The organism is Photobacterium ganghwense (genome assembly GCF_017329545.1).
Taxonomy (GTDB): domain Bacteria; phylum Pseudomonadota; class Gammaproteobacteria; order Enterobacterales; family Vibrionaceae; genus Photobacterium; species Photobacterium ganghwense.
Genome location: NZ_CP071325.1, coordinates 517,861 through 543,742, shown reverse-complemented (window position 1 = coordinate 543,742; position 25,882 = coordinate 517,861). Strand labels below are relative to the sequence as shown.

The following is a 25,882-nucleotide window of genomic DNA, read 5'->3' as shown; positions in this document are numbered from 1 at the left end:
TATTGGCCTTACAACGCCGGTGTCAGGCGCTTAACCGGCCGTCCCAACGTTTTCAGTTGAGGCTGCAGCGTCTTGGCATCTCCCACCACAATGATTTGATAATCATCCGGATTGAACCATTTCGCCGCCAGTTCATTGATCTCCGCTTTAGAGATCGAGGCTGCGATGTCGTTGCGGGTCTCAACAAAATTATCCGGCAGCGAATAGGTCAGGATCTGGCCCAGCAGCTGGGCTTTTTTGCCCGGGGTTTCATAGTTCAGGGCATCTTTCTGACCTACCGCCAAACGCATAAAGTCCATTTCCTTATCGGTGACCCCTTCCGTGGCGATTCGCTGCATTTCAGCGAGGAACTCTTTCACCGATGCCAGGCTGGCATCAGCACGCACCTGGGCGTAGAACACGGATAAACCGACTTCTTTACCACCGCTCTGGTAACCACCAGCACCGTAAGTGAAGCCTTTGTCTTCACGCAGGTTCAGGTTGATCCGGCTGTTAAAGTTACCGGCCAGGTTAAAGTTCGCCAACTGGGTCTGGTACAGCTCTCCGGTAGCATCATAAGGCAGTCCCTGACGCACCAGACGTACCACTGTCTGTGGCGCTCCCGGCTTGTCGACCAGCCATACTGTCTGCGAGTTCCGCTCAGGCAGAGCCGGCGTCTGGTACACAGGCGCAGGCTGTCCCTGCCAGCTAGCCAGGAAACCCAGTTGCGGCGTCAGCTGCGCCTGATCAATATCACCCACGACAGCGATATCCGCCCCATTCGGGGTGTAGTAACGCGAATAGAAGGCTTTTACGTCACCCAGTGTAATCGCTTCCAGTGACGCTTTGGTGCCTTCCGGCGGACGGCTGAACGTGGTTCCGCCATACAGCACTTCACGGGTTGCCTGCGCTGCCAGCCAAGATGGCTGCTGATGCTCATAAATGATGCCTTCCAGCGCCTGCTGCTTCACTCGCGCGAAGTCGTCGGCATTGAACGCCGGATGGAACAGACGCTCTTCCAGAATTGCCAGTGTCTGCGGCAGGTTCTTGGTCAGTGACGTCACGGAAATCACAGTGCCATACTGACCGGCAGTAAAGCCGATGGTACTGCCCAGGGTATCCAGACGCGAAGACAGGGCTTCGGCAGTCGATTTCTGCGAGGCCTCTTCCATCATACTGGCCGTCAGACGAGCCAGACCGTCTTTGCCCGCAGGCTCGAAACGGCGTCCGGCCGGTACCACCAGCTGCAGCTCAACCGTTGGTGTTTCGCGGAACTCGGTTCCCAGCACCTTGATGCCGTTTGCCAGTTCAAAGCGATAGAGCGATGGCATTACCGCTTCTACCGGCGAAGACGGCTGCGGCATCACGGTACGATCAAAGTCGTCCTTGGCGATACGCATCTGCTTTTGCAGCTCCGCTTCACTCATCTTTTTGTGCTCAGGAATAATGCGTGGCGCCGGCTTATAGTTCGGTACCGCGGCCTGCAGCTCTGGGCGGCCTTTTGGCACCACGCTCAGGGTCACAGACGGATGGCCCTTCAGATAGCGCATGTAAGCCTGCTCCATGCTGTCGGTCGTCACCGCCCGGAGTTTGCCCAACTCGGTTTTCAGGTAACTTGGATCATCATAGAACGTTTCGTACGCTGCCAGCTGAGACACCTTACCGCTTACGCTTTGCAGACCGAAAATTGCACTGGCTTCCACGGTACCTTTGATCTCATTGAGCTCTTTGGTGTTTACGCCGCGCTGTTCCAGCCCCTTGAGGATACCGGTGACTTTACCGCGCAGGGTGTTCAGATTGCCTTTGTCGCCGCTCTGACCAATAGCGTACACATAAAAAGTACAGGCCAGCTCCGCACAATCATGGAAGGCACCGGCGTCCACCACTTCCCCGGTTTTCACCAGATCCTGATACAGCAGACTGTTCTTGCCGCCGCCAATCACTCGTGACAGCAGATCCAGCGAGGCTTCATCTTCGGCTCCGTTGTACGACGTCGGCCATGCCATCAGCAGCATCGGCTGCTGGATATTATCTTCCAGCGTCATGAACCGGTTCTGATCCAGCGTGACCGGCTGTTTAGACGGTTTGGCCACTTCCGGCCCGCGAGGGATAGAACCAAAATACTGATTCACCCACTCCAGCGTCTGCGCCGCATCAATGTCTCCCCCAATAGTCAGGGTCGCATTGTTCGGGCCATACCAGCGCAAGAAGAAGGCTTTCAGGTCATTAACGTCCACCCGGTCCAAATCTTCAACATAACCGATGGTCTGCCACGAATACGGGTGGGTACGTGGGAAAAGCGCTTCCCCAATCTGTTCGTAGACCAATCCGTAAGGACGGTTTTCGTAGCGCTGGGCACGCTCGTTTTTCACGGTCGAGCGCTGGATTTCAAACTTACGCTGCGATACCGCGCCCAGCAGGAAGCCCATGCGGTCAGACTCCAACCACAGAATTTTTTCCAGCTGATTGGCTGGCACGGTTTCAAAATAGTTGGTGCGATCGCGGTTGGTTGTGCCGTTCAGGGTGCCGCCAGCTTCGGTGATCAGACGGAAATGCTCCTGATCCCCGACATTTTCCGAGCCCTGGAACATCATGTGCTCAAAAAAGTGGGCAAAGCCGGATTTCCCGAGCTCCTCACGCGCCGATCCCACATGGTAGGTCACATCCACATGCACCAGCGGATCTGAATTATCTTCATGCAGTATCACAGTCAAGCCATTGGCCAGCCGGTATTTTTGATACGGGATCACCGGCGTGTCAGCCGTTGGATCCGCTTTCAGTTGCTCGACAAACGTTACCCCTTGGGGCAAGACGGGCGATTCCGATTGCGTTGCGAACTGGCTACAACCTGCCAGCGAGAACAGCGCAACCCCTACAAACCATTTATGCACTAGAGCCATCCTTATAGTAAACCTGTTACGATTAGTGTCAGCGCGGTGTACCGGATCGCTTTCCCGATCAGGATCAGCACCAGACAGAGCCCCTGCCTCATCCGCAGCCACCCGGCCGCCAGACACAATGGATCCCCGATGACAGGGAGCCAACTGAACAAGAGCGTCCAATAACCGTATTTTTTTAGCCATTGCAATGCTTTATGACCGTGTTTTTGGTCAGAAGTTTTATCCGGCAGGATACGTCCCAGCCAATAGTTGGTCATTCCGCCCAGCGTATTGCCCAACGTCGCCACGCCAACCAGCTGCCAGACCGGGTTATCTCCCAGCTTCAGTGCCGCAATCAGGTTGGCTTCCGACCCACCCGGCAGCAAGGTGGCACTTAAAAATCCGGTTGAAAACAGCACCCATAAGGCTGATCCTCCCTCTAATAATGCTTGCATGAGTACAACATCACCTGTGTTCTGTTTTGTCCGTCATCCTTTATTGCGGCTGGCTGAGACTGATCATGACATCTGCCCCGATCTGTGCCTCACTTTATGCCTCGACTGCCGCAGCCGGCATCATGAGTAGCAACTTACCCTGAGTATGGCCCGATTCAATCTGCTCATGGGCGGCGATACCGTCGTCAAGTGGGAAAACAGCAGCCACCTTCAGGACCAATTGCCCTTCGGCCAGCATGGTCAACATCGCACCGTTCTGCGCCACACTCGGTGACACCAGCATGCCTTCCGCTTGCAATCCCAGACTAATCGCTTTCTCACACACCGCTTCGGCCGTGATCGTCGGCACCGTAACCACCATGCCACCGGGCTTCACGCAAGTCAGAGCCTGCAAACCAACATCGCCCCCCATCAGATCAATCAGGCAATCCACCGGCGCAATCTGGCTGTCGAGGGCACCGGCACGATAATCCACGGCCTGCGCTCCCATCGCAGCAACAAAGGCTTTGTTGTCTGCCGAGCAAGTGGCGAACACTTCCGCCCCGCGAGCGGCGGCGAGCTGCACCGCGATATGGCCGACACCACCGGCACCGGCCAGAATCAGAACGCGCTGGCCTGCCATGACACCGGCTTTATCCAGTGCCTGCCAAGCCGTTTGTCCGGCCAGCGGTAATGCGGCAGCCTGCGCCAGCTCCACGCCTTTTGGCACCAGGCTCAGTGCGGTTTCCGGAACCTGGCAGTATTCGCTGTAACCGCCACCTTGCAAAGGAAAACCAATAAACCCAGCAACACGCGCACCGACCGGCAATTCACACCCTTCGCCACAGGCGACCACTTCACCGGCGATGTCATACCCAGGCACCCAGGGCAACTTGTCGCGATTTTGCTGTGCAGCCCAGCCCAATCCCGCCCGGGTCTTGGCATCAATAGGATTCACTCCGGCAAAGTGCACCTTCACCACGACCTCCCCGGCTTGCGGCTCCGGTAAATTGGCGCACTGCAGCGCCAGCATTGACGGCGGGCCAAACTCGGTGATAGCAAGTTGCTGATAAGTCATTTCCTTTTCCTTTTATCTTGCTGGTTTGTGAATAAGTACAATAGCGTATTTCCGGCCAAAAAGAACGGGTAGCCGAATGGCTACCCGTTACCGTCTGTTACCGGATGTAATAAGGTCCGGTAAACGCTTATCGTGCCAGGCACCTTTAGCCGCCGACCAGAGCCAGCAGAATACCCGCCGCAACCGCCGAACCCAGCACGCCTGCGACGTTTGGTCCCATAGCATGCATCAGCAGAAAGTTTTGCGGGTTTGCTTCCAGCCCGACCTTGTTCACGACCCGCGCCGCCATAGGCACCGCTGACACCCCGGCGGCACCAATCAATGGGTTGATATCCTCGTTGCTAAAGCGGTTGAGCAGCTTGGCCATCAGTACACCACCGCCAGTACCGACCCCGAAGGCCACAGCACCGAGCACCAGAATACCCAGGGTTTCAAACTGCAGGAACTTATCAGCTTCCAGCTTGGAGCCCACTCCCAGTCCCAGCATAATGGTGACAATATTAATCAGCTCATTCTGCACCGTGTTGGACAAACGATCCACCACGCCGGATTCCCGCATCAGGTTACCCAAGCAGAACATCCCGACCAGTGGGGTGGCCGACGGCAGAAACAGGATCGTCATCAGCAACACTGCCAGCGGAAACAGGATCTTCTCCCCTTTGCTGACATGCCTCAGTTGCTGCATCTGGATCTTGCGCTCCTCCGGGGTGGTCAATGCTTTCATGATCGGAGGCTGAATGATCGGTACCAGCGCCATGTAGCTGTAAGCGGCGACCGCAATCGCCCCCAGCAGATCCGGCGACAACCGGCTTGCCAAGAAGATCGCCGTCGGGCCATCGGCACCGCCGATAATCGCAATGGACGAAGCATCGGCCAGGGTGAACTCCATTCCCGGCACGACATTCAGCAAAATCGCACCAAACAGGGTAAAGAAGATCCCAAACTGCGCCGCCGCCCCCAATAACAGGGTTTTCGGGTTAGCAATCAGGGCTCCAAAGTCCGTCATCGCCCCGACCCCCATAAAGATCAGCAGCGGGAAAACCCCGGTTTCGATCCCGATGTGGTAGATGTAATAGAGCAATCCCCCCGGCTCAGTAAAACCGGCATTGGGGATATTGGCGAGAATCGCGCCAAAGCCCATCGGCAACAGCAGCAGGGGCTCAAATCCCTTGCGAATGGCCAGAAACAGCAGACCGGCACCGACCAGCATCATCACCAGTTGGCCGAACTCAAAGTTCGCCAGTCCGGTTTCACTCCAGAGTATTAACAAACCTTCCATGGTCCCCTCTTACGCCAGACTGAGAATTGGCGAGCCGACGGCGACCGAATCACCCTCTTTCACATGCAGATCCTGCACCACCCCACTGCGAGAGGCACGCACTTCGGTTTCCATCTTCATCGCTTCCAGGATCACCAGAACGTCCCCTTCTGCTACTTGATGGCCGGGCTGCACATTAATTTTAAAGATATTACCAGCCAGCGGTGCCGCCACCGGTTCGGCACTGGAAGCAACCGGAACCACAGGAGCGGTTGCCGCGCCAGAATTTGCTGCCACCGGCTCAACCGATGCCAATTCGCCACCCGGCCCCACTTCCACATGGTACATCTGGCCATTCACTTTCACGCTGTAAGCTTCTGTGCCATTGGCTGACCCTGTCGTCACAGGCGCAGCCGCTGCCACCGGCTCACTGCCGGGTACTGGCTCGAACGCTTCGGCACTATGGCGGTTTTTCAGGAAGTTAAGCCCGACCTGTGGGAACAGGGCGTAAGTGAGAACATCATCGACTTGCGCTTCAGCCAGGGCGATGTTTTCTGCTTTAGCCTTGGCCTGAAGTTCGTCCGTCAGAATGTGCAACTCGGCAGTCAGCAGATCGGCCGGACGACAGGTAATCGGTGCCTGTCCTTCCAGTACACGCTGCTGAAGCGCCGTGTTAACCGGTGCCGGAGTGGCCCCGTACTCACCTTTCAGCACCCCAGCGGTTTCTTTGCTGATGCTCTTGTAGCGTTCACCGGTCAGGACGTTCAGTACCGCCTGCGTACCAACAATCTGAGAGGTCGGGGTGACCAGAGGAATGTAACCGAGGTCTTCGCGCACACGCGGGATTTCTTCAAGCACTTCATCAAAGCGATCTGCAGCACCCTGCTCTTTGAGCTGACTTTCCATGTTCGTCAGCATACCGCCCGGCACCTGAGCCAGCAGAATACGGGCATCCACCCCTTTGAGACTGCCTTCAAACTTGGCGTATTTCTTACGGACATCACGGAAGTAGGACGCGATAGGTTCGAGTTGCTGCAGATTCAGGTTGGTATCGCGCGGTGTGCCTTCCAGCATCGCGACCACAGTTTCTGTCGGAGTGTGCCCGTAGGTCTGACTCATGGAAGAAATCGCGGTGTCCAGAATATCCAGTCCGGCTTCAATCGCTTTCACTGCCGTCGCACTCGACAGACCGGTTGTCGCATGGCAATGCAGGGCCAGCGGAATATCACAGGACGCTTTAATGCGTTTCACCAGCTCTTCCGCTTCATACGGCTTAAGCAGGCCAGACATGTCTTTAATACACAAGGAGTGACAGCCTAGATCTTCCAGACGCTTGGCCAGATCCGTCCAAGTATCCAGGTTATGTACCGGGCTGGTCGTATAAGAAATGGTACCCTGAGCATGTGCGCCGACATCCACCGTCGCCTTGACGGCTTTTTCAAAGTTGCGGACATCATTCATGGCATCAAAGATACGGAACACATCCATGCCGTTAGCATGGGCGCGCTCCACAAACTTTTCGACCACGTCGTCCGCATAGTGACGGTACCCCAGCAGGTTCTGCCCGCGCAGCAACATCTGCATCGGGGTCTTAGGCATTGCCTGTTTCAGTAAACGCAGACGTTCCCAGGGATCTTCACCAAGATAACGAATACACGCATCAAAGGTGGCACCGCCCCAGGTTTCCAGTGACCAGTAGCCGACGTTATCCAGCTGCTCTGCGATAGGCAGCATATCTTCGATACGTAAACGGGTAGCGAATAAAGATTGGTGGGCATCACGTAACACGACGTCGGTGATGGCTAATGGCTTAGACATGCTCTCAAACTCCTTGTCTTAATATAGGTCCTAATTACCACAATGTCCTGCTGGCTCGGTACAGAGCCCCCTGTAAGCAGGCTTTGTGGTACAACTTTAGGTTTTCTGGCTGCGATATTGATGAACGGCAGCCGTTATAGCTGCGATGACTTCAGGCTGAACGCCATTGCCCGGTGCGGGAGGGGCTTGGCGCGGAGTGCTCTGAATGGGGGGTGCGTCCTCAGGGGCTATCTTGGCCAACAGCTGTACCAGGACAATCAGCACACTGAGAAATAAAAACACGACCACCATCCCGGTGACCATGATCGTGGCGGCCTCCCACAGCAAACTTCCTAAATCGGCCATAATGCTTCCTTTCCTTGATGATGTAATAGGCGATGTAACAAATATCACGCCGCACAAAATCATGTCAAATTGATTAACAATGCGACACGCCAGCAAATTTTGTCTCTTGCTTTTGGCACGCTGAAAGCAAAAATTTATTCAATCAGCAAAATTTGCCTGTATTTTGCTTGGATATTCCACTGTATGCAGCGCGCCACCTCTCATTTTGGAAGTTGTAGATCCTTGAATAACCTAATTTTTAACTAAAACCTTATCGCTTACGTAAAGGTAAGATCATTAAAATCAAAAAGAAACATTAGTGACAGGAAAGTGAAACAGTTCCCAGCAAAAGATCCGATGTTGCGCCGCATTTCACTCATCACCCACAGTGAGATATGTATTTACATTTAAAGCATAACAAATCACATCAAAAAAGAGATTGGGCGACCCGTCTCTACCCCTTTCTCTCATTCTTAATCTAACCCAGATGCGAACAAAGGGAATGAGACACGCAGCAAGCGAACGAAACCGAAACCGAAACCGAAACCGTTTTGTAGATTGCTAAATCCACAGCTAAGTCCAAAGCTACGGCCAAAGCCAGGTACACAGCAACGCAGACAGCAACGTAAGCACACAGATTAAGTTTGAAGGGCTGGCAACAGACAACGCGGGGGAAAACGACAAAGCGGATGGATAAAGGTCGCGGGAATTAGGTGTTGTCCAACAGCGGCAATTCTGGCTGTAGCCAAAAGCCGAGAGGAGAGGTCCCCGTCACAGTCATTAGAAGGCAGGACGCAGAAATGAAAAAAGCCCAGCCGAAGCTGAGCTTTTCAATAATGGCGCGTCCGGGAGGATTCGAACCTCCGACCGCCTGGTTCGTAGCCAGGTACTCTATCCAGCTGAGCTACGGACGCGCAGGCTATATTCTGACAATGCAGAATATGGAAATAATGGCGCGCTCGGGAGGATTCGAACCTCCGACCGCCTGGTTCGTAGCCAGGTACTCTATCCAGCTGAGCTACGAGCGCACGCTTAATTCCGGGTGTTTCACACTGCCGAGGCAATGTTTATCAATAATGGCGCGTCCGGGAGGATTCGAACCTCCGACCGCCTGGTTCGTAGCCAGGTACTCTATCCAGCTGAGCTACGGACGCGCAGGCTATATTCTGACAATGCAGAATATGGAAATAATGGCGCGCTCGGGAGGATTCGAACCTCCGACCGCCTGGTTCGTAGCCAGGTACTCTATCCAGCTGAGCTACGAGCGCACGCTTAATTCCGGGTGTTTCACACTGCCGAGGCAATGCTTATCAATAATGGCGCGTCCGGGAGGATTCGAACCTCCGACCGCCTGGTTCGTAGCCAGGTACTCTATCCAGCTGAGCTACGGACGCGCAGGCTGTATTCTTTATGATCCAGAATACGGGATTAATGGCGCGCTCGGGAGGATTCGAACCTCCGACCGCCTGGTTCGTAGCCAGGTACTCTATCCAGCTGAGCTACGAGCGCGCAGAATCTGTTTTCAATCGTCAGGAACACCTAACGGCCAATGCCTTGTAGACATTGGCTTAAGTAACAGTCCGTTGATACTTAAGGAATGATGGCGCGTCCGGGAGGATTCGAACCTCCGACCGCCTGGTTCGTAGCCAGGTACTCTATCCAGCTGAGCTACGGACGCGCAGGCTTTTCTTTTGCAAGAAAACTCTTTACTTAAACTACGTTAAGAAAGAATGGCGGTGAAGGAGGGATTCGAACCCTCGATACGGCTATAAACCGTATACTCCCTTAGCAGGGGAGCGCCTTCAGCCTCTCGGCCACCTCACCACACGAATAATGGCGCGCTCGGGAGGATTCGAACCTCCGACCGCCTGGTTCGTAGCCAGGTACTCTATCCAGCTGAGCTACGAGCGCACACTTAATTCGGTTTTATTTCACATCGCCTACCTGGCAATGTAAATCAATATAATGGCGCGTCCGGGAGGATTCGAACCTCCGACCGCCTGGTTCGTAGCCAGGTACTCTATCCAGCTGAGCTACGGACGCGCAGGCTTTTCTTTTGCAAGAAAACTCTTTACTTAAACTACGTTAAGAAAGAATGGCGGTGAAGGAGGGATTCGAACCCTCGATACGGCTATAAACCGTATACTCCCTTAGCAGGGGAGCGCCTTCAGCCTCTCGGCCACCTCACCGCACGAATAATGGCGCGCTCGGGAGGATTCGAACCTCCGACCGCCTGGTTCGTAGCCAGGTACTCTATCCAGCTGAGCTACGAGCGCACACTTAATTCGGTTTTTATTTCGCACTGCCATTCGGGCAATGCAAATCAATCATGGCGCGTCCGGGAGGATTCGAACCTCCGACCGCCTGGTTCGTAGCCAGGTACTCTATCCAGCTGAGCTACGGACGCGCAGGCATTTCTATTTGCAAGAGAACTCTTTACTTAAACCATGTTAAGAAAGAATGGCGGTGAAGGAGGGATTCGAACCCTCGATACGGCTATAAACCGTATACTCCCTTAGCAGGGGAGCGCCTTCAGCCTCTCGGCCACCTCACCGTCTTGCGGGGGCTCATATTACTTCGCCCCCAAAATAAGTCAAACACTTTATTATCAAAAAACGACATCAACTGCGCGTGTGCGCACTAAGTAGCCAACTCGGCACATTATCGGACGCACAAGCACAGGAAAGCACTTAATTTCAATAAAATGGCAAAATTGTCTGACTACAAAAAAGGCCAGCTCATCAGGCCGACCTTCTTCGAATTAGTAGTTACCAGAACCTTGGGTACCCGTTTCTTTTTCAGCTTGGATACGCATGTAGATCTCTTCGCGGTGCACAGAAACTTCTTTTGGTGCATTTACACCAATACGAACCTGGTTACCTTTAACGCCCAGAACAGTAACAGTTACTTCATCACCGATCATCAGCGTTTCACCTACGCGACGTGTCAAAATTAGCATTCGTGTGCTCCTTGAGTAATCTCTGTCTTATAAGAGTTACGGTTAATTATCCAACAAATTTTACGTTATCGTAAATGGTCACTGCTCAAGAAACAGCGAGAAGTGGCCGATTATCCAGACTTTCTGCCTCGACCACAAATTTTTTATGGAGGATCGCTGTGGCCCGCTGGACATCCAGTCCCTGCACTAACAGTGACAAGCATCGCACGGTTGACGTCTGTTGATACACAGCCAGCTCATGTTCGAGCAACAGTGTTTCTACATGTGGCCACATCTGCCCGCTCCCTTCCCCAACAATGGTAACGGTAGCGACGTTTTCTTCCACTACCGCTAGGTCACCCATTATCAGTTTCAGTCTGGCCAGTGCATCCGCCGCCGTCACCATCCAGGTGGAGTGATTGTCGCCGGCATAACACCAAACATCAAACCCGAGCAACTGCAATCGTTGCTCAACCTCATGGATCGGCTGTTCCACATTCAGCAGTGATTGCTGTGCCTTGATCGCCACGCCGACAGCTCCCGCCGCCGAAGATGGCTCAAAGTTCACCAGAGTTCCTTCGCCGTCATCAAACGATGACACCACCCTCAAAGGCACCCGGTGTGACTCAGCATATTCAACTGACTGTAATTGTAGCACTTTTGCTCCGTGCCGTGCCATTGCCGTCATATCATCGAAATGAATGGCGCTGAGCTTGCACGCTTCGCTGACCAGACGGGGGTCTGTGGTATAGACACCGTCAACGTCAGTGAAGATTTGGCATTCGTCTGCATTCAACGCCCCGGCAATTGCCACAGCCGTTGTATCAGAGCCGCCACGTCCCAGTGTCGTGATATTGTTCAGGCTATCACGCCCCTGGAACCCAGCCACCACCACAATGTGGTCGCGGCTGAGAAAATGTTGCAACGTGTCCGTATCAACTTGGGTGATGCTGGCATTATTAAATGCGTTGTCCGTGCGGATGGCGACCTGATCGGCAGTCAGGGAGGTGGCCGGATAGCCACGTTTATTCAGGGCCATTGCCAATAGCGCAATGGTTACCTGCTCCCCGGTCGATAGCAACACATCCAGCTCTCGCTGTGTTGGCACCTCATCGATCTGTTTTGCCAATCCCAGCAGGCGGTTGGTTTCCCCCGCCATTGCCGAAACGACGACAACAATTTGATGACCCTGCAGGCGTGATTGAATCACGCGATCGGCGACAGCTTCAATTCGCTCAATGCTGCCGACCGATGTTCCACCAAATTTCTGCACTAATAGTGCCACATCACCACTCCAAGTATTACAGCTTCTCTGCCAACCAAGGGGTGACAGATTCCAGTGCTGCTGGCAATGCCGCAGCATCTGTACCACCCGCTTGAGCCATATCCGGACGGCCGCCGCCTTTACCGCCAACTTGCTGTGCCACCATGTTGATCAGGTCACCGGCTTTCACCTTACCGATCAGATCTTTGGTCACACCGGCGATCAGGCCGACTTTGTCATCGCTGACATTACCCAGTACCACAATGCCGCTGCCCAGCTGGTTCTTCATTTCATCAACCATACCGCGCAGGCCTTTGTTGTCGGCACCGTCCAGTTTCGCAATCAGGACTTTCACACCGTTGATGTCTTTCGCCTGATTGATTAGTCCCGCACTTTCCTGTGCGGCCAGTTTGTCTTTCAGCTGCTGAATTTCTTTTTCCAGCTGCTTGCTGTGGGCAACCAGGGCACTGACTTTGCTGGCTACGGAAGCCGCGTCAGATTTCACCAGGCCCGCCGTTTCTGTCAGCAGGGCTTCCTGTGCGTGCAGGGCGTCAATCGCCGCTTCGCCAGTCACCGCTTCGATACGACGGATACCGGCTGCAATACCGCCTTCCGATACGATCTTGAACAGACCGATGTCGCCGGTATTTTTGGCGTGGATACCACCACACAGTTCAGTCGAGAAGTCGCCCATGCTCAGCACGCGCACTTCATCGTCATATTTCTCACCAAACAGCGCCATGGCACCTTTCTGTTTGGCAGACTCAATGTCCATCAGATCGGTATTGATCGCGTGGTTACGACGGATTTGCTCGTTCACCAGGCGCTCAACTTCACGCAGTTGCTCCGGCTTCACCGATTCCAGGTGAGAGAAGTCAAAACGCAGACCTTCCGGCTTCACCAGGGAGCCTTTCTGAGTCACGTGCTCGCCCAGCAGCTGACGTAGTGCCGCGTGCAGCAGGTGAGTCGCTGAGTGGTTCAGGCTGATTGCCTCACGACGTTTGGCATCCACTTTCGCCGCCACTTTGTCGCCCACGTTCAGTGAGCCTTCGCTCATCACACCGTAGTGACCAATTGCCGCACCAAATTTCTGCGTGTCAGTGACGTTAAGCAGCACACCGTCTGCCTGCATCACACCAGTATCACCACACTGGCCGCCTGACTCTGCGTAGAACGGCGTGTTGTCCAGGACCACCAGCACATTTTCACCGGCATTCACGGTATCAACCTGCTCACCCTCGCGGTACAGCGCCACTACCGTCGACTCGCCTTCAGTCGAGCTGTAGCCACAGAATTCTGTGTCAGCGTCTACTTTGATCGCGTCGTTGTAATCAACACCAAACTGGCCTGCTTCACGTGCACGCTGACGCTGGGCTTCCATTGCATCGTTGAAGCCTTCTTCATCGATAGTGAAACCACGCTCACGTGCAACGTCGTTTGTCAGGTCAGCCGGGAAGCCGTAGGTGTCATACAGTTTGAATACGGTTTCGCCGTCCAGTACTTTACCGTCCAGGCTATCCAGCGCTTCCGCCAGAATCGTCATACCGCGGTCAAGCGTACGACCGAAGTTTTCTTCTTCGATCTTCAGTACTTTCTCAACCATTTCCTGCTGTTTATTCAGCTCTTCACCGGCCGTGCCCATCACCTCAGCCAGCGGGCCAACCAGTTTGTAGAAGAAGGCACCTTTCGCGCCCAGCTTATTACCATGGCGAACAGCACGACGGATGATACGGCGCAGTACATAACCACGGCCTTCGTTGGATGGCATCACACCGTCGGCAATCAGGAAGGCACATGAACGGATGTGGTCTGCAACAACGCGAAGCGATTGATTGCTCAGGTCATCGTGACCGATCACTGCTGCCGCTTCTTTGATCAAAGTCTGGAAAATATCAATTTCATAGTTTGAGTGAACGCCCTGCATGATGGCAGAGATACGCTCAATACCCATACCGGTATCAACCGACGGTTTAGGCAGTGGCTCCATCGTGCCGTCAGCCTGGCGGTTGAATTGCATGAATACGTTGTTCCAGATCTCGATGAAACGGTCACCGTCTTCTTCCGGTGTTCCCGGACGGCCGCCCCAGATGTGCTCACCGTGATCGTAGAAAATTTCAGTACATGGACCACATGGACCGGTATCGCCCATCTGCCAGAAGTTGTCAGACTCGTAAGCTTTGCCGCCTTTCTTGTCACCGATACGGATGATGCGATCAGCCGGGATACCCACTTCTTTGTTCCAGATGTCAAACGCTTCGTCATCGGTTTCATACACGGTGACCAGCAGACGATCCTGAGGCAGTTGCAGTACGTCAGTCAGGAATTCCCATGCGTACTTGATGGCGTCTTGCTTGAAGTAGTCACCGAAGCTGAAGTTACCCAGCATTTCAAAAAACGTGTGGTGACGAGCTGTAAAGCCTACATTTTCCAGGTCGTTGTGCTTACCACCTGCACGCACACAGCGCTGAGCTGTGGTCGCTCGAGTGTAGCTGCGCTTCTCTAGACCGAGGAAAGTATCTTTAAACTGGTTCATACCTGCGTTTGTAAACAACAACGTTGGGTCGTTAGCAGGTACAAGAGACGAGCTCGGGACGATTTGGTGACCTTTGCTCTCAAAAAACGCAAGAAACGCACGGCGAATCTCATCAGTGCTCATGTACATTGGCAAATCCTGAATAATGCTTTTCTGTAAACGGAATAATCGAATTAACTGTTGAATCGCCTGCCTGTGCAATAGCCACCATGCCCTTGGCCGGACAGAATAAGCAGGGATAATGAAACTAACATAAATTCTTTGGCGGCTATTGTAAAACAACGGTAGGCATAACTGGAAATGTTATGTTCAAAAATGGGGTGTTTTCTGTGCTTTGAGCGCCCTGTTTGCTGCGCATCCGGTCGTTGTCCGGCGCTGCCGTCAACAGACCGTCACGCACAGGCGTTAATATTCTTCCTCGGCATTCAGCGCGTATTTAATTTGCTCGAAGTCGAACCCCCTGTACTGCATAAAGCGAAACCGGCGGGCCTGCTCTTTCGGGGTATCCATCGGGCTGCCGCCGAATTTTCGCTGCGCCACTTCGCGGGCATGCTCGAACCAGTCGAATTCATCCTGCTCCAGCAACTGACTGACGATAGCGTCGTGCACCCCTTTCATTTTCATTTCCTGCCGAATGCGCATCAGCCCCCAGCCTTTAGCAATCCCATTACGCAGCATCAGCGCGGCAAAGCGGGCATCGTCCAGCCAGTTATAGTCCTGACAGAATGCCACGGCCTCATCAATATCCGCACCGCTGTAACCGCGGTTTTTCAGCTTCAGCCGCAGCTCTTTTTCGGCATGATCACGCCGCGACAAGTAGCCGACCGCCGCTTCTTTGGCACTTTGTCTGGGTGGTTGCTTGCTCTTCATGTTCTTCCCCTCGGCAAACGGGTGATAAACAAAAACGGGCGAGGTACTGCTACCCGCCCGTTTTGCTAATTCTCAATAGATTAACACTGGTTTGCTAGTTTTCGGCCAGACGGACTTAGAACGCCTGATCTTCTGCATCCATGTTTTCCAGTACGTCGTCTTCAGACGCTGGAGCAGATTCGCCGCCTTGCACGTTTTCAGTGTTCAGCAGCATATCACGCAGTTGCTTCTCGATTTCCGCCGCAATTTCAGTGTTCTCAGCCAGATATTTGCAGGCATTCGCCTTACCCTGACCAATCTTGTCACCCTTGTAACTGTACCAGGCACCGGCTTTTTCGATCATCTTGTGCTTAACACCCAAATCCACCAGTTCACCATTACGGTTAAAACCTTGTCCGTACAGGATTTGGGTATCAGCCTGCTTGAACGGTGCCGCGATCTTGTTCTTCACCACTTTGATACGGGTTTCGTTACCCACCACTTCATCGCCTTCTTTAATCGCACCGGTACGGCGGATGTCCAGACGAACAGAGGCATAGAATTTCAGGGCGTTACCACCGGTGGTGGTTTCCGGGTTACCGAACATCACACCAATCTTCATACGGATCTGGTTGATGAAGATACACATACAGTTAGACTGCTTCAGGTTACCGGTCAGCTTACGCATCGCCTGAGACAGCATACGTGCCTGCAGACCCATGTGCGAGTCACCCATTTCACCTTCGATTTCCGCTTTTGGCGTCAGGGCTGCAACGGAGTCAACCACCAGGATATCTACCGCGCCTGAACGCGCCAGTGCATCAGCGATTTCCAGGGCTTGCTCACCAGTGTCCGGCTGAGATACCAGCAGCTGGTCAATATCAACACCCAGTTTTTTCGCATATACCGGATCCAGGGCGTGCTCAGCATCAATGAACGCACAGGTTTTACCGTCACGTTGCGCCGCGGCAATCACTTCCAGAGTTAGTGTGGTTTTACCTGATGATTCCGGACCGTAAATTTCAACAATACGACCCATCGGCAGGCCGCCAGCACCCAAGGCGATATCGAGAGACAGAGAACCAGTAGACACTGTTTCTACATCCATTGCGCGGTTGTCGCCCAATTTCATGATCGAGCCTTTACCGAATTGCTTCTCAATTTGACCTAACGCGGCGGCAAGTGCCTTCTGCTTGTTGTCGTCCATTCGACTCTCCAAGGGATGCTTCAATTAAGTACTGATAATGATGACTAGTATACTGTCTATTCATACAGTGTCTAGCACTGGATGAAATTTTTTTACGAGCCTGACCGCTCTACCGCGCCCGCCCTAATCGGTCAGCTGATTCAGACGATCCAATAACCCCGTCAGTGCGATCTCAACAGCCTGTTGCCGGACTTGCTGCCGATCTCCGGGCAGATGGCAGGTTTTAACCGTCATCCAACCGCTATCATCGGCCCAGGCAAAACACACGGTGCCAACCGGTTTTTCTACACTGCCGCCCCCCGGGCCAGCAATACCACTGATCGCAACACTGATATTGGCGGCCGAATTTGCCAGTGCGCCTGCTGCCATTTCCCGTACCACCGGCTCACTGACGGCACCGTAAGTGGCCAGTGTATCAGCCTGCACCCCCAGCATTTGCTGCTTGGCTTCGTTGCTATAAGTAACAAATGCCCGGTCGAACCAGCCGGAACTGCCGGCAATATCGGTAATGGCTGTCGATACGCCGCCACCGGTGCATGATTCTGCGGTTGTCGCCATCCATTGCTGGCGGGCTAACGCCTGCCCCACTTCTGTTGCTAATTCCATCTTCATCTCCCCGTGTTCTGCCTTGCAAGCCCTTCGCCGGACAGGTATTCACCTTGTACAGACCGCCAGTTCAACCCCCGAATTCCCCGCACCTCAACGCGGGAAAATTCACGGCTGACCCTTTGCCGACCGGCATGATTCACGTATCCTAGGCGACCAGAAATTTCTCCGGACAGTGCGGAATAACTCACTCCGACCGGCACAATGTAGCAGGCATAATCGTGACAGTAAAAGGCATAGAACAGCACACCCCAATGATGCAGCAATTTTTACGGATCAAGGCGGAAAATCCTGACGTCCTGCTGTTTTACCGGATGGGTGACTTCTACGAACTATTTTTTGACGACGCCAAGCGGGCATCACAACTGCTGGATATTTCCCTGACCAAACGGGGCTCATCCAACGGTCAGCCAATCCCTATGGCGGGCGTGCCGTATCATGCCGTTGAAGGTTACCTGGCGCGTCTGGTTCAGCAAGGGGTGTCGGTCGCGATTTGCGAGCAGATTGGCGATCCAGCAACCAGCAAAGGGCCGGTTGAGCGAAAAGTTGTGCGGATCATTACACCGGGTACTGTCAGTGATGAAGCGCTGCTGAATGAACGACACGATAACCTGATCGCAGCTATCTACTACGATGGCGAAACATTCGGCTACGCCACACTGGATATTACGTCCGGGCGTTTCATGCTGACCGAGCCAGAGACCGAAGAAGCCATGCAAGCCGAACTACAGCGTACCAGTCCGGCAGAAATCCTGTACCCGGAAGACTTTGCGCTACCGGGATTGCTGCAAGGCTACAAAGGCAGCCGCCGCCGTCCGGTCTGGGAATTTGATCTGGAAACAGCGCGCCAGCAATTAACCATGCAGTTTGGCACCCGAGATCTGGTCGGGTTTGGTGTCGAACATGCCGAGCGTGGCCTGTGCGCAGCTGGCTGTTTGATGCAATACGTCAAAGATACCCAGCGTACCGCCCTGCCGCACATCCGCGCAATCACTCTGGATCGCAAAGATCATGCGGTCATCCTCGATGCCGCAACCCGCCGCAACCTGGAGCTGACCCAGAACCTGGCCGGAGGCTTCGACAATACCCTGGCCGCGGTGCTGGATAAAACTGCGACCCCAATGGGCAGCCGTCTGCTCAAACGCTGGCTACATCAACCGATTCGTGATCGCCAGCAACTCAATGGCCGCCTGGATGCCATTGGGACACTGAAAGATACCGGCATGTTCCTGGATATTGCGGGTGTATTGCGCCATATGGGCGATCTGGAGCGGATTCTAGCTCGTCTTGCCCTGCGCTCTGCCCGTCCTCGCGATCTGGCGCGAATGCGTACGGCTCTGCAGCACCTGCCGGAGCTGGCCGAACTGCTGGCCGAACTGAACCAGTCACGCATCAGTGAACTGGCCACCCTGGCAGCCCCGATGGATGAGCTGTGTGAACTGCTGGAACGTGCCATTATTGAAAATCCGCCGGTCGTGATCCGTGACGGCGGCGTGTTGGCACCGGGGTACAATACCGAGCTGGACGAATGGCGTGATCTCGCAGACGGGGCAACCAAGTTCCTCGAAGAGCTGGAAGCCAGTGAGCGCGAACGCCATGACATTGACAGCCTGAAAGTGGGCTTCAACCAGGTACACGGTTTTTATATTCAGGTCAGCCGCGGTCAGAGCCACCTGGTGCCAAGCCATTATGTACGCCGCCAGACCCTGAAGAATGCCGAACGCTACATCATTCCTGAACTAAAAGAGCACGAAGACAAGGTTCTGAACTCCAAGTCCAAGGCACTGGCTCTGGAAAAACAGCTGTGGGAAGGGCTGTTCGATCAGCTGCTGCCGCACCTGGAGCAGTTGCAAAATACCGCCAGCGCCCTGTCGGAGCTGGATGTCCTGACCAACCTGGCTGAGCGGGCTGACACCCTTAACTACTGCCGTCCTGAGCTGACGGACACCACAGGCATTGAAATCACTGCCGGCCGCCACCCCGTGGTTGAGCAGGTCCTGGACGAGCCGTTTATTGCCAACCCAATCTCCCTGCACCGCGATCGTCGCATGCTGATCATTACTGGTCCGAACATGGGCGGTAAATCCACCTATATGCGGCAAACGGCATTGATCGCCCTGTTGGCACATGTGGGCTCTTTTGTACCGGCAGAAGCCGTGAAAATCGGCCCGCTGGATCGCATTTTCACCCGTATCGGCGCGTCGGACGATCTGGCATCCGGTCGCTCGACCTTCATGGTGGAAATGACTGAGACCGCTAATATTCTCCATAATGCTACCCAGAACAGTCTGGTCCTGATGGATGAAATTGGCCGGGGTACCAGCACCTACGACGGGTTGTCACTGGCCTGGGCCAGCGCCGAGTGGCTGGCAGACAAAATTGCGGCCATGACCCTGTTCGCGACCCACTACTTTGAGCTGACCGAACTGCCATCGCTGATTGACGGCTTGGCGAACGTTCACCTTGATGCGGTTGAACACGGCGACGATATCGCCTTCATGCACGCCGTGCAGGAAGGCGCCGCGAGCAAGTCCTACGGTCTGGCAGTCGCCAGTCTGGCCGGGGTACCGAAGTCGGTCATTAAGCGGGCTAAAATCAAGCTGCAGCAGTTGGAAGCCAGCGGCCATCAGCAGGCTCTGGCACCGGCCAGCAATGCACCGCGTGCCGAACAGCAACTGAGCCTGATCCCTGAGCCAAGCGAAGTCGAAGAAGCACTGGCCAACCTGAACCCGGATGAATTGACACCGCGTCAGGCACTGGATGAGCTGTATCGCCTGAAGGCCTTGCTGTAAGCTACGGAGATTGGTTTCAGACGCAAAAAAGGGAGATGCCAGGCATCTCCCTTTTTTCATCAATGTCGTATCAAAACGTTCTGGTTGTTTCTGTCTGATTTCTTCTACTTAACCCATTGCTGTTCAGCTTGGACAATACTGTCCCAAAAGGTTGTTCAACAAAAACTTAAAGCTGACTTAAAGCTGGCCATGGTTAAACAGAGATTCGATATTCAGACCCTGATGGGTCAGCATATCGCGCAGGCGACGCAGACCTTCTACCTGAATCTGGCGGACTCGTTCACGGGTCAGACCGATTTCACGACCGACATCTTCCAGGGTCGAGGCTTCATACCCCAGCAGGCCAAAACGTCGAGCCAGCACTTCACGCTGTTTCGGATTCAGCTCTTGCAGCCAGTGTACGATCGAGGTTTTGATATCGTCATCTTGGGTAGATGTTTCCGGACCACCACCTTTCTCATCCGGGATAATATCCAGCAGGGCTTTTTCAGAATCCCCGCCAATCGGATTATCGACAGAGCCGACACGCTCATTGAGGCGCAACATCCGGTTGACGTCATCGACGGATTTATCCAGTTTCAGGGCGATGTCTTCCGCCGTCGGTTCATGATCCAGCTTCTGTGCCAGTTCACGGGCGGTACGCAGGTACACATTCAGCTCTTTGACCACATGGATCGGCAAGCGAATAGTACGGGTCTGGTTCATGATTGCACGTTCGATGGTCTGGCGGATCCACCAAGTCGCATAGGTCGAGAAGCGAAATCCACGTTCTGGATCGAATTTCTCAACCGCACGGATCAAGCCGAGGTTACCTTCTTCAACCAGATCCAGCAGCGCCAGACCACGATTGCTGTAACGGCGGGAGATCTTCACCACCAGTCGCAGGTTACTTTCGATCATCCGTTTGCGAGCCACTTCATCTCCGCGAAGGGCACGCCGTGCGTACAGCACTTCTTCCTCAGCGGTCAGCAGTGGGGAAAAACCAATCTCGCCCAGATAGAGTTGCGTCGCATCCAGTGCCTTTTGCGATGTTCCGTAGTGGGAGATATCCATCTCCTCATCGCCAACTTCTACCTCTTCGGCCTTGACGTCGATATCTTCGGAGTCAATCTCCATATCTTCTTCAAAATCAAAGTCTTCGATATCTGTAGCCGTATTGCTTCTGCTCATAGCGCCTCCCAGATGGCGAGTTAGCAAAAAAACATTACCAACCTGACTATGCCATGTTGACTATCGCGGTAAATAGCGCATCGGATCGACGGATTTACCTTTGTAACGAATCTCAAAATGCAACTTCACGTTACTGGAACCAGAACTACCCATGGCAGCTATCTTCTGACCCAGCACAACCTTCTGCTGCTCCTTGACGTATAAATGGTCATTGTGGGCATAGGCGCTGAGGTAATCTTCGCTGTGCTTGATAATGACCAAGTTGCCATACCCTCGCAATGCGTTACCAGCGTACACCACAACACCGCTGGCTGACGCAGTCACAGGCTGGCCTTTGTTTCCAGCAATATCTATGCCCTTGTTCCCGTTTTCAGTATTTGAGAACTTGGCAATGATGCGACCTTTCGCCGGCCATGCCCACTCGGCAACTTTGTTGTTACTGGAACTCGGCTGAGTTGTAACAACTTTGTTACTTTTAGTGTCTTGAGAGTACCCTTTTGTGCGAGACGGATCAACGTTTTTATCGCTGTTTTTTTGTTCAACTTTAGGCGTAGACGCTGTCTTCTGGGACTGAGACGGCGTATTTGTGGTAGGTTTCGCTGTCGGCTGATTCTGGGCAGCCGTTTTGTTTGTCGTTTGGCCTGCAGCAGCTTGTTTCGAAGATGTTACAGAAGTGGTACCGGATGTGCGTTGTGAGCCTGTGGAACCCGCGGCGATCACATTCGGTGCACCTTTGCCATATTGCGGAGCATCATATTTAGGCTTCCACAAAGTCAGCTTTTGCCCCGGAAAAATGGTGTAAGGTGCCTTCAGCTTGTTCGCGCTGACAATTTCATCAACATTACGGCCGGTAATATACGAAATAAAGTAAAGGGTATCTCCCTTCCTGACTTCGTAATAACTGCCCCGATAGCTGCCCCGCTCAATGCTACTGTAATCCTTACCAAGACTGGTTACGGGAGCCGGAGGATGGCTGCTGCATGCTGACAGCGACAAGCTGGCGACCACCGTCACCCATTGCCACCATTTCGCTTGGTTATTCTCCATCCCCATAATTTTCTACCGTAACTCTCCCGCCACCAACGGCACAAACCGGACTGGTTCGACATCCTGATATGAAAAATGTTCACCCTCACGGGTGATGACTTTGAGCACCTGACTGTGTACCCCAACCGGGATCACCAGCCGCCCGCCTTCCGCCAGTTGCGCCAGTAACGCAGCTGGAACATCCGAGGCCGCAGCGGTGACGATAATAGCATCAAACGGCCCTTTACTGGCCCAGCCCTGCCAGCCGTCACCGTGTTTGGTGGCGACATTATGCAGCTCCAGCTGTTTGAGTCGACGTTTGGCCTGCCATTGCAGTGCCTTGATGCGCTCGACGGAAAACACCTGATCCACCATGTGGGCCAGAACGGCGGTCTGATAACCCGAACCGGTGCCGATTTCCAGCACCCGGCTATGCGGGGTCAGCGCCAGCAGTTCCGTCATTTTGGCCACAATGTAGGGCTGTGAGATCGTCTGCCCGCTGCCAATCGGCAAGGCATTATTTTCATAGGCTTTGTGTGACAGTGCTTCGTCAATGAACCGCTCTCGGGGAACGGCTGCCATTGCACGCAGCACATTGTCATTACGGATTCCCTGCTGGCGCAAATAATTCAGCAGCGAACTCCGCTTTTCCACATAGCGCATCCTCAATTTTTCTCCTGATGAATCCACTCCCGGATGGCCCCGAGCGAATCATGCGCCGTCAGGTCTACCTGTAATGGAGTAATCGATACACACCGTTGTTCGATCGCGTAGAAGTCGGTACCCGGCCCGGCATCCTGGCAGGCTCCCGGCGGGCCCAGCCAATACAGCGGCTTGCCGCGAGGATCCACACCTTTAACCATGTTTTCCGCTCGGTGGCGAGCCCCCAGGCGAGTCACTTGCCAATCACCCAGTTCATTCATCGGTACGTCAGGAACATTGACGTTAAGAATTTTATTGGTCGGCAGCGGGCGCGTCTGCATGTTCTGCAATATCTGTTTGACCACCTGCGCTGCCGTTTCAAAATGTGTATCACCGACAAGTGAAACCGCAATCGCCGGCACCCCGAGGAAATGCCCCTCGGTTGCCGCCGCAACGGTACCGGAATAGAGGACGTCATCCCCCAGATTGGCACCGTGATTGACTCCGGCCACGACAACGTCAGGCCGGTATGCCAACCACTCATTGAGGGCAAAGTGCACACAGTCGGTCGGGGTGCCTTCCACAGACACCCGACGCTCACCCTCTTCGCGAATACGCAACGGGTAATCCAGGGTTAGCGAATTAGACGCCCCCGAGCGATTGCGATCCGGGGCCACAACTGTCACTTCCCCCAGCTCACTCAGCACTGATGCCAGGGTATTAATTCCCCTGGCAAAAATCCCGTCATCGTTACTGATCAGAATTCTCATTGTTATTTTCCTTGTCCTCCAGCTCCGGCTCCAGCATCAATTCCCGGACAACCGCCGTGGCAAAGCAGCCGGCAGGCAGAGAGAATGAGACTGTCACCTGATCGCCTTCCTGCGCCCAAGCCATATCCGTTGGCTTCAGCAACAATGGGCGACGCTCATGGCGCATCCGGTTATCCCGAATCAGTTTCAGCAGCAGTGGTTCCTGTTCGACCAGCGCCATTTCAAACGCTTCAGCCTCGCCTGTTGTCGGCAGGGCATTATCTCCCATCATTGGGGCGGTCAGCAGCCAACTGCTGTCATCAACAGCCTGCTGCGCAGCGGCCACATCTTCCACTAAGTGACCCGTCATACCGCTTTCCAGCCCGGCATCAGAGCCCGGCTGTAGCCAGTCGCCTGCCATAACAGTATGTACCAGTTTCTGTTCAATACGCGCCGACAGAATCATGTTGAACAGCCAGGAGCGTGCTGCAGACAGGTAGAAACTGCGCTTACTTTTATCGCGTACCCGGAACTCATCGTTACCCCAGGCACGGGCTTTAACCACGTTATTGCCGCTATGACCAAAGCGCTGCTCGCCAAAATAGTTGGGAACCCCGTGAGCAGCAATGTGCGTCAGTCGCTCCAGCACCGCCTCTGGCTGATCCAAATCGCGCAGGCGTAACTGGAACCAGTTGCCGCTCAGATCGCCTGGACGCAGTTTCTTATCATGGCGGGCCGTTTCCAGCACTTCGACTCCCGGGTGCTCAGCCACAAACTGAGTCAGATCCGGATCCGGCTTGCCCGGCAGGTGAACACTCAGCCATTGCTCCGTTACGGCATGGCGATCTTTCAGGCCCGCCCAGCTGACATCGCGCGACTTCACGCCGCACGCTTTTGCCAGTTCGTTCACAACATATTTGGTGTTCTCACCGGTTTTACGGATTTTCACCATGAAGTGCTCGCCGTGACCAGCGAAATCAAAGCCAAGATTTTCGTTTACGATAAAGTCTTCAGGTTCAACTTTGATCCGACCCTGACAGCTGGGTTTACCGTAAAGCCAGCTGAAGTTGTCCATAATACCAGACATAGTAATACCATCGCGTTGCAATGAGGCGCCGGCCACCCAATCAGCGACCCCCTCATTACAGTCATTATTGTTGAATGATCAGAACCACTGCTTCACAGGCAATGCCCTCTTTGCGCCCGGTAAAACCCAGTCGCTCAGAAGTGGTCGCTTTCACATTGATGTTGCTGATATCCGTTTCCAGATCGTCAGCGATTGCCTGGCACATCGCGTCAATATGCGGTGCCATTTTGGGTGCCTGGGCGATAATAGTGACGTCCAGGTTGCCAAGGCGATAGCCCTTGGCCTTCACTTTACTGTATACATCACGCAGCAGAAAACGGCTGTCCGCCCCTTTCCACTCGGCATCTGTATCCGGGAAATGGCGACCAATATCTCCGGCCCCGATTGCGCCCAGCAGCGCATCACACACAGCGTGCAAGGCGACATCACCGTCAGAGTGAGCAATCAAACCCTGCTCGTAAGGCACCGCCACCCCGCCAATGATAACCGGCCCTTCGCCACCAAACTTGTGTACATCAAAGCCATGTCCGATTCGCATCATGCTGGATCCCCCAGTAGTTTTGCTAAATAAAATTCCGCCAGTGCCAGATCCTCAGGTTGAGTGACCTTCAGGTTATCGGCGCGCCCTTTCACCAGGATGGGCATCTGACCGCAATATTCTAACGCCGACGCTTCATCCGTCACGACGGCACCAGCCGCTAAAGCCTGTTCCAGCGCCTGCTTCAGGACACCGGCCCGAAACATTTGTGGCGTCAGGGCATGCCACAGATCAGCCCTGTCGACCGTTGACGAGATCGCGCCATCGCCATTGCCCCGTTTCATGGTATCGCGTACCGGCGCGGCCAGAATCGCCCCGTACGGGCTGGCCTGAGCTTCATCAATCAGGCGCTGCAGATCCTCCGGATGCAAACACGGGCGAGCAGCATCATGCACCAGTACCCATGCCGCTGGATCTGCCACGACGGCTAATCCGGCAAACACCGAATCGGCCCGCTCAGCCCCACCGTTCACACGTTCAATACGCGGGTCCGTTGCCAGCGGCAACGTTGGGAAATAAGGGTCATCTTTGCTGATTGCAATCACCACGCGAGTGATTTGCGGATGTTGCAGCAGGCGGTCAACCGTGTGTTCCAGGATCGTCTTACCGGCAATCTGCAGGTATTGTTTCGGACGGTCAGCGGCCATCCGGCTCCCGACCCCGGCAGCCGGTACGACTGCAATCAAACTTTCTTTCATGGGTATCTTTCAC

20 protein-coding genes and 14 tRNA genes are annotated in these 25,882 nt (G+C 54.2%); 1 reads left to right on the top strand and 33 read right to left on the bottom strand.

The annotated features are described in order from the left end of the window. Positions 1 to 8: 8 nt before the first annotated feature. From FH974_RS02730 to pncC, 26 genes are all read right to left on the bottom strand, one after another. Positions 9 to 2,879, bottom strand: a complete 2,871-nt coding sequence (locus FH974_RS02730; RefSeq protein WP_242551846.1) for a M16 family metallopeptidase — start codon at positions 2,877 to 2,879, stop codon at positions 9 to 11. Positions 2,880 to 2,881: 2 nt separating this feature from the next. Next, positions 2,882 to 3,313 (bottom strand): YqaA family protein, encoded by a 432-nt coding sequence (locus FH974_RS02725; protein WP_047886879.1) that lies wholly within the window; start codon positions 3,311 to 3,313, stop codon positions 2,882 to 2,884. Between the two features lie 94 nt (positions 3,314 to 3,407). After that, positions 3,408 to 4,370: an NADP-dependent oxidoreductase gene (locus FH974_RS02720; protein ID WP_047886878.1), complete on the bottom strand. Its 963-nt coding sequence runs from the start codon at positions 4,368 to 4,370 to the stop codon at positions 3,408 to 3,410. 145 nt (positions 4,371 to 4,515) lie between these two features. Beyond that, the gene (locus FH974_RS02715; protein ID WP_047886877.1) at positions 4,516 to 5,649 is read right to left on the bottom strand and encodes a sodium ion-translocating decarboxylase subunit beta; all 1,134 of its coding nucleotides are present in this window, start codon (positions 5,647 to 5,649) and stop codon (positions 4,516 to 4,518) included. A 9-nt stretch (positions 5,650 to 5,658) separates the two neighbouring features. Continuing rightward, entirely contained in the window at positions 5,659 to 7,446 is a 1,788-nt protein-coding gene (gene oadA, locus FH974_RS02710) for a sodium-extruding oxaloacetate decarboxylase subunit alpha (RefSeq protein WP_047886876.1), read from the bottom strand. Between the two features lie 96 nt (positions 7,447 to 7,542). After that, entirely contained in the window at positions 7,543 to 7,791 is a 249-nt protein-coding gene (locus tag FH974_RS02705; protein ID WP_207103478.1) for an oxaloacetate decarboxylase subunit gamma, read from the bottom strand. An 816-nt stretch (positions 7,792 to 8,607) separates the two neighbouring features. Next, positions 8,608 to 8,684, bottom strand: a tRNA-Arg gene (locus FH974_RS02700). A gap of 37 nt (positions 8,685 to 8,721) precedes the next feature. Next, positions 8,722 to 8,798: transfer RNA gene (locus tag FH974_RS02695), tRNA-Arg, on the bottom strand. 49 nt (positions 8,799 to 8,847) lie between these two features. After that, positions 8,848 to 8,924: transfer RNA gene (locus FH974_RS02690), tRNA-Arg, on the bottom strand. 37 nt (positions 8,925 to 8,961) lie between these two features. After that, positions 8,962 to 9,038: transfer RNA gene (locus FH974_RS02685), tRNA-Arg, on the bottom strand. Positions 9,039 to 9,087: 49 nt separating this feature from the next. After that, positions 9,088 to 9,164: transfer RNA gene (locus FH974_RS02680), tRNA-Arg, on the bottom strand. Between the two features lie 38 nt (positions 9,165 to 9,202). Next, positions 9,203 to 9,279, bottom strand: a tRNA-Arg gene (locus tag FH974_RS02675). A gap of 92 nt (positions 9,280 to 9,371) precedes the next feature. Then, positions 9,372 to 9,448 (bottom strand) — tRNA-Arg (locus FH974_RS02670). Between the two features lie 53 nt (positions 9,449 to 9,501). Beyond that, positions 9,502 to 9,594 (bottom strand) — tRNA-Ser (locus tag FH974_RS02665). Positions 9,595 to 9,604: 10 nt separating this feature from the next. Further along, positions 9,605 to 9,681: transfer RNA gene (locus FH974_RS02660), tRNA-Arg, on the bottom strand. Positions 9,682 to 9,736: 55 nt separating this feature from the next. Then, a tRNA-Arg gene (locus tag FH974_RS02655) sits at positions 9,737 to 9,813 on the bottom strand. 53 nt (positions 9,814 to 9,866) lie between these two features. Next, a tRNA-Ser gene (locus FH974_RS02650) sits at positions 9,867 to 9,959 on the bottom strand. A gap of 10 nt (positions 9,960 to 9,969) precedes the next feature. Continuing rightward, positions 9,970 to 10,046: transfer RNA gene (locus tag FH974_RS02645), tRNA-Arg, on the bottom strand. Between the two features lie 54 nt (positions 10,047 to 10,100). Beyond that, positions 10,101 to 10,177 (bottom strand) — tRNA-Arg (locus FH974_RS02640). 54 nt (positions 10,178 to 10,231) lie between these two features. Beyond that, positions 10,232 to 10,324 (bottom strand) — tRNA-Ser (locus FH974_RS02635). 207 nt (positions 10,325 to 10,531) lie between these two features. After that, positions 10,532 to 10,729 (bottom strand): carbon storage regulator CsrA, encoded by a 198-nt coding sequence (gene csrA, locus FH974_RS02630; protein ID WP_036800069.1) that lies wholly within the window; start codon positions 10,727 to 10,729, stop codon positions 10,532 to 10,534. Between the two features lie 85 nt (positions 10,730 to 10,814). Next, positions 10,815 to 11,993 carry an aspartate kinase gene (locus FH974_RS02625; RefSeq protein ID WP_047886874.1) on the bottom strand — a complete coding sequence of 393 codons (1,179 nt, stop codon included), beginning with the start codon at positions 11,991 to 11,993 and terminating at the stop codon, positions 10,815 to 10,817. 16 nt (positions 11,994 to 12,009) lie between these two features. Next, positions 12,010 to 14,634 (bottom strand): alanine--tRNA ligase, encoded by a 2,625-nt coding sequence (gene alaS / locus FH974_RS02620; protein ID WP_047886873.1) that lies wholly within the window; start codon positions 14,632 to 14,634, stop codon positions 12,010 to 12,012. 276 nt (positions 14,635 to 14,910) lie between these two features. Further along, positions 14,911 to 15,375 (bottom strand): recombination regulator RecX, encoded by a 465-nt coding sequence (gene recX / locus FH974_RS02615; RefSeq protein WP_047886872.1) that lies wholly within the window; start codon positions 15,373 to 15,375, stop codon positions 14,911 to 14,913. Positions 15,376 to 15,490: 115 nt separating this feature from the next. Then, a complete protein-coding gene (gene recA, locus FH974_RS02610; RefSeq protein ID WP_047886871.1) occupies positions 15,491 to 16,561 on the bottom strand; it encodes a recombinase RecA in 1,071 nt (356 codons plus the stop codon). A gap of 123 nt (positions 16,562 to 16,684) precedes the next feature. Further along, positions 16,685 to 17,167, bottom strand: a complete 483-nt coding sequence (pncC, locus tag FH974_RS02605) for a nicotinamide-nucleotide amidase (protein ID WP_084712670.1) — start codon at positions 17,165 to 17,167, stop codon at positions 16,685 to 16,687. 254 nt (positions 17,168 to 17,421) lie between these two features. On the opposite strand from pncC, the gene mutS reads away from it, so the two are divergent. Beyond that, entirely contained in the window at positions 17,422 to 19,959 is a 2,538-nt protein-coding gene (gene mutS / locus FH974_RS02600) for a DNA mismatch repair protein MutS (protein WP_207103476.1), read from the top strand. Positions 19,960 to 20,136: 177 nt separating this feature from the next. Here mutS and rpoS read toward each other — a convergent pair whose 3' ends face one another. From rpoS to ispD, 7 genes are all read right to left on the bottom strand, one after another. After that, complete coding sequence (rpoS, locus tag FH974_RS02595) at positions 20,137 to 21,129, bottom strand: RNA polymerase sigma factor RpoS (RefSeq protein WP_047886868.1); 993 nt, start codon at positions 21,127 to 21,129, stop codon at positions 20,137 to 20,139. Between the two features lie 60 nt (positions 21,130 to 21,189). Then, entirely contained in the window at positions 21,190 to 22,176 is a 987-nt protein-coding gene (locus tag FH974_RS02590) for a peptidoglycan DD-metalloendopeptidase family protein (RefSeq protein ID WP_242551845.1), read from the bottom strand. A gap of 12 nt (positions 22,177 to 22,188) precedes the next feature. After that, positions 22,189 to 22,818 (bottom strand): protein-L-isoaspartate(D-aspartate) O-methyltransferase, encoded by a 630-nt coding sequence (locus FH974_RS02585; protein ID WP_047886866.1) that lies wholly within the window; start codon positions 22,816 to 22,818, stop codon positions 22,189 to 22,191. 2 nt (positions 22,819 to 22,820) lie between these two features. Further along, positions 22,821 to 23,567 (bottom strand): 5'/3'-nucleotidase SurE, encoded by a 747-nt coding sequence (gene surE, locus FH974_RS02580; RefSeq protein ID WP_047886865.1) that lies wholly within the window; start codon positions 23,565 to 23,567, stop codon positions 22,821 to 22,823. After that, positions 23,548 to 24,633, bottom strand: coding sequence for a tRNA pseudouridine(13) synthase TruD (truD, locus tag FH974_RS02575; protein WP_047886864.1), 1,086 nt, complete (start codon positions 24,631 to 24,633; stop codon positions 23,548 to 23,550). Before truD ends, surE begins: the two co-directional genes overlap by 20 nt. A gap of 64 nt (positions 24,634 to 24,697) precedes the next feature. Next, positions 24,698 to 25,171, bottom strand: coding sequence for a 2-C-methyl-D-erythritol 2,4-cyclodiphosphate synthase (ispF, locus tag FH974_RS02570; protein ID WP_047886909.1), 474 nt, complete (start codon positions 25,169 to 25,171; stop codon positions 24,698 to 24,700). Then, the gene (gene ispD, locus FH974_RS02565; RefSeq protein ID WP_047886863.1) at positions 25,171 to 25,869 is read right to left on the bottom strand and encodes a 2-C-methyl-D-erythritol 4-phosphate cytidylyltransferase; all 699 of its coding nucleotides are present in this window, start codon (positions 25,867 to 25,869) and stop codon (positions 25,171 to 25,173) included. The genes ispF and ispD overlap by 1 nt, the downstream gene beginning before the upstream one ends. Positions 25,870 to 25,882: the final 13 nt, after the last annotated feature.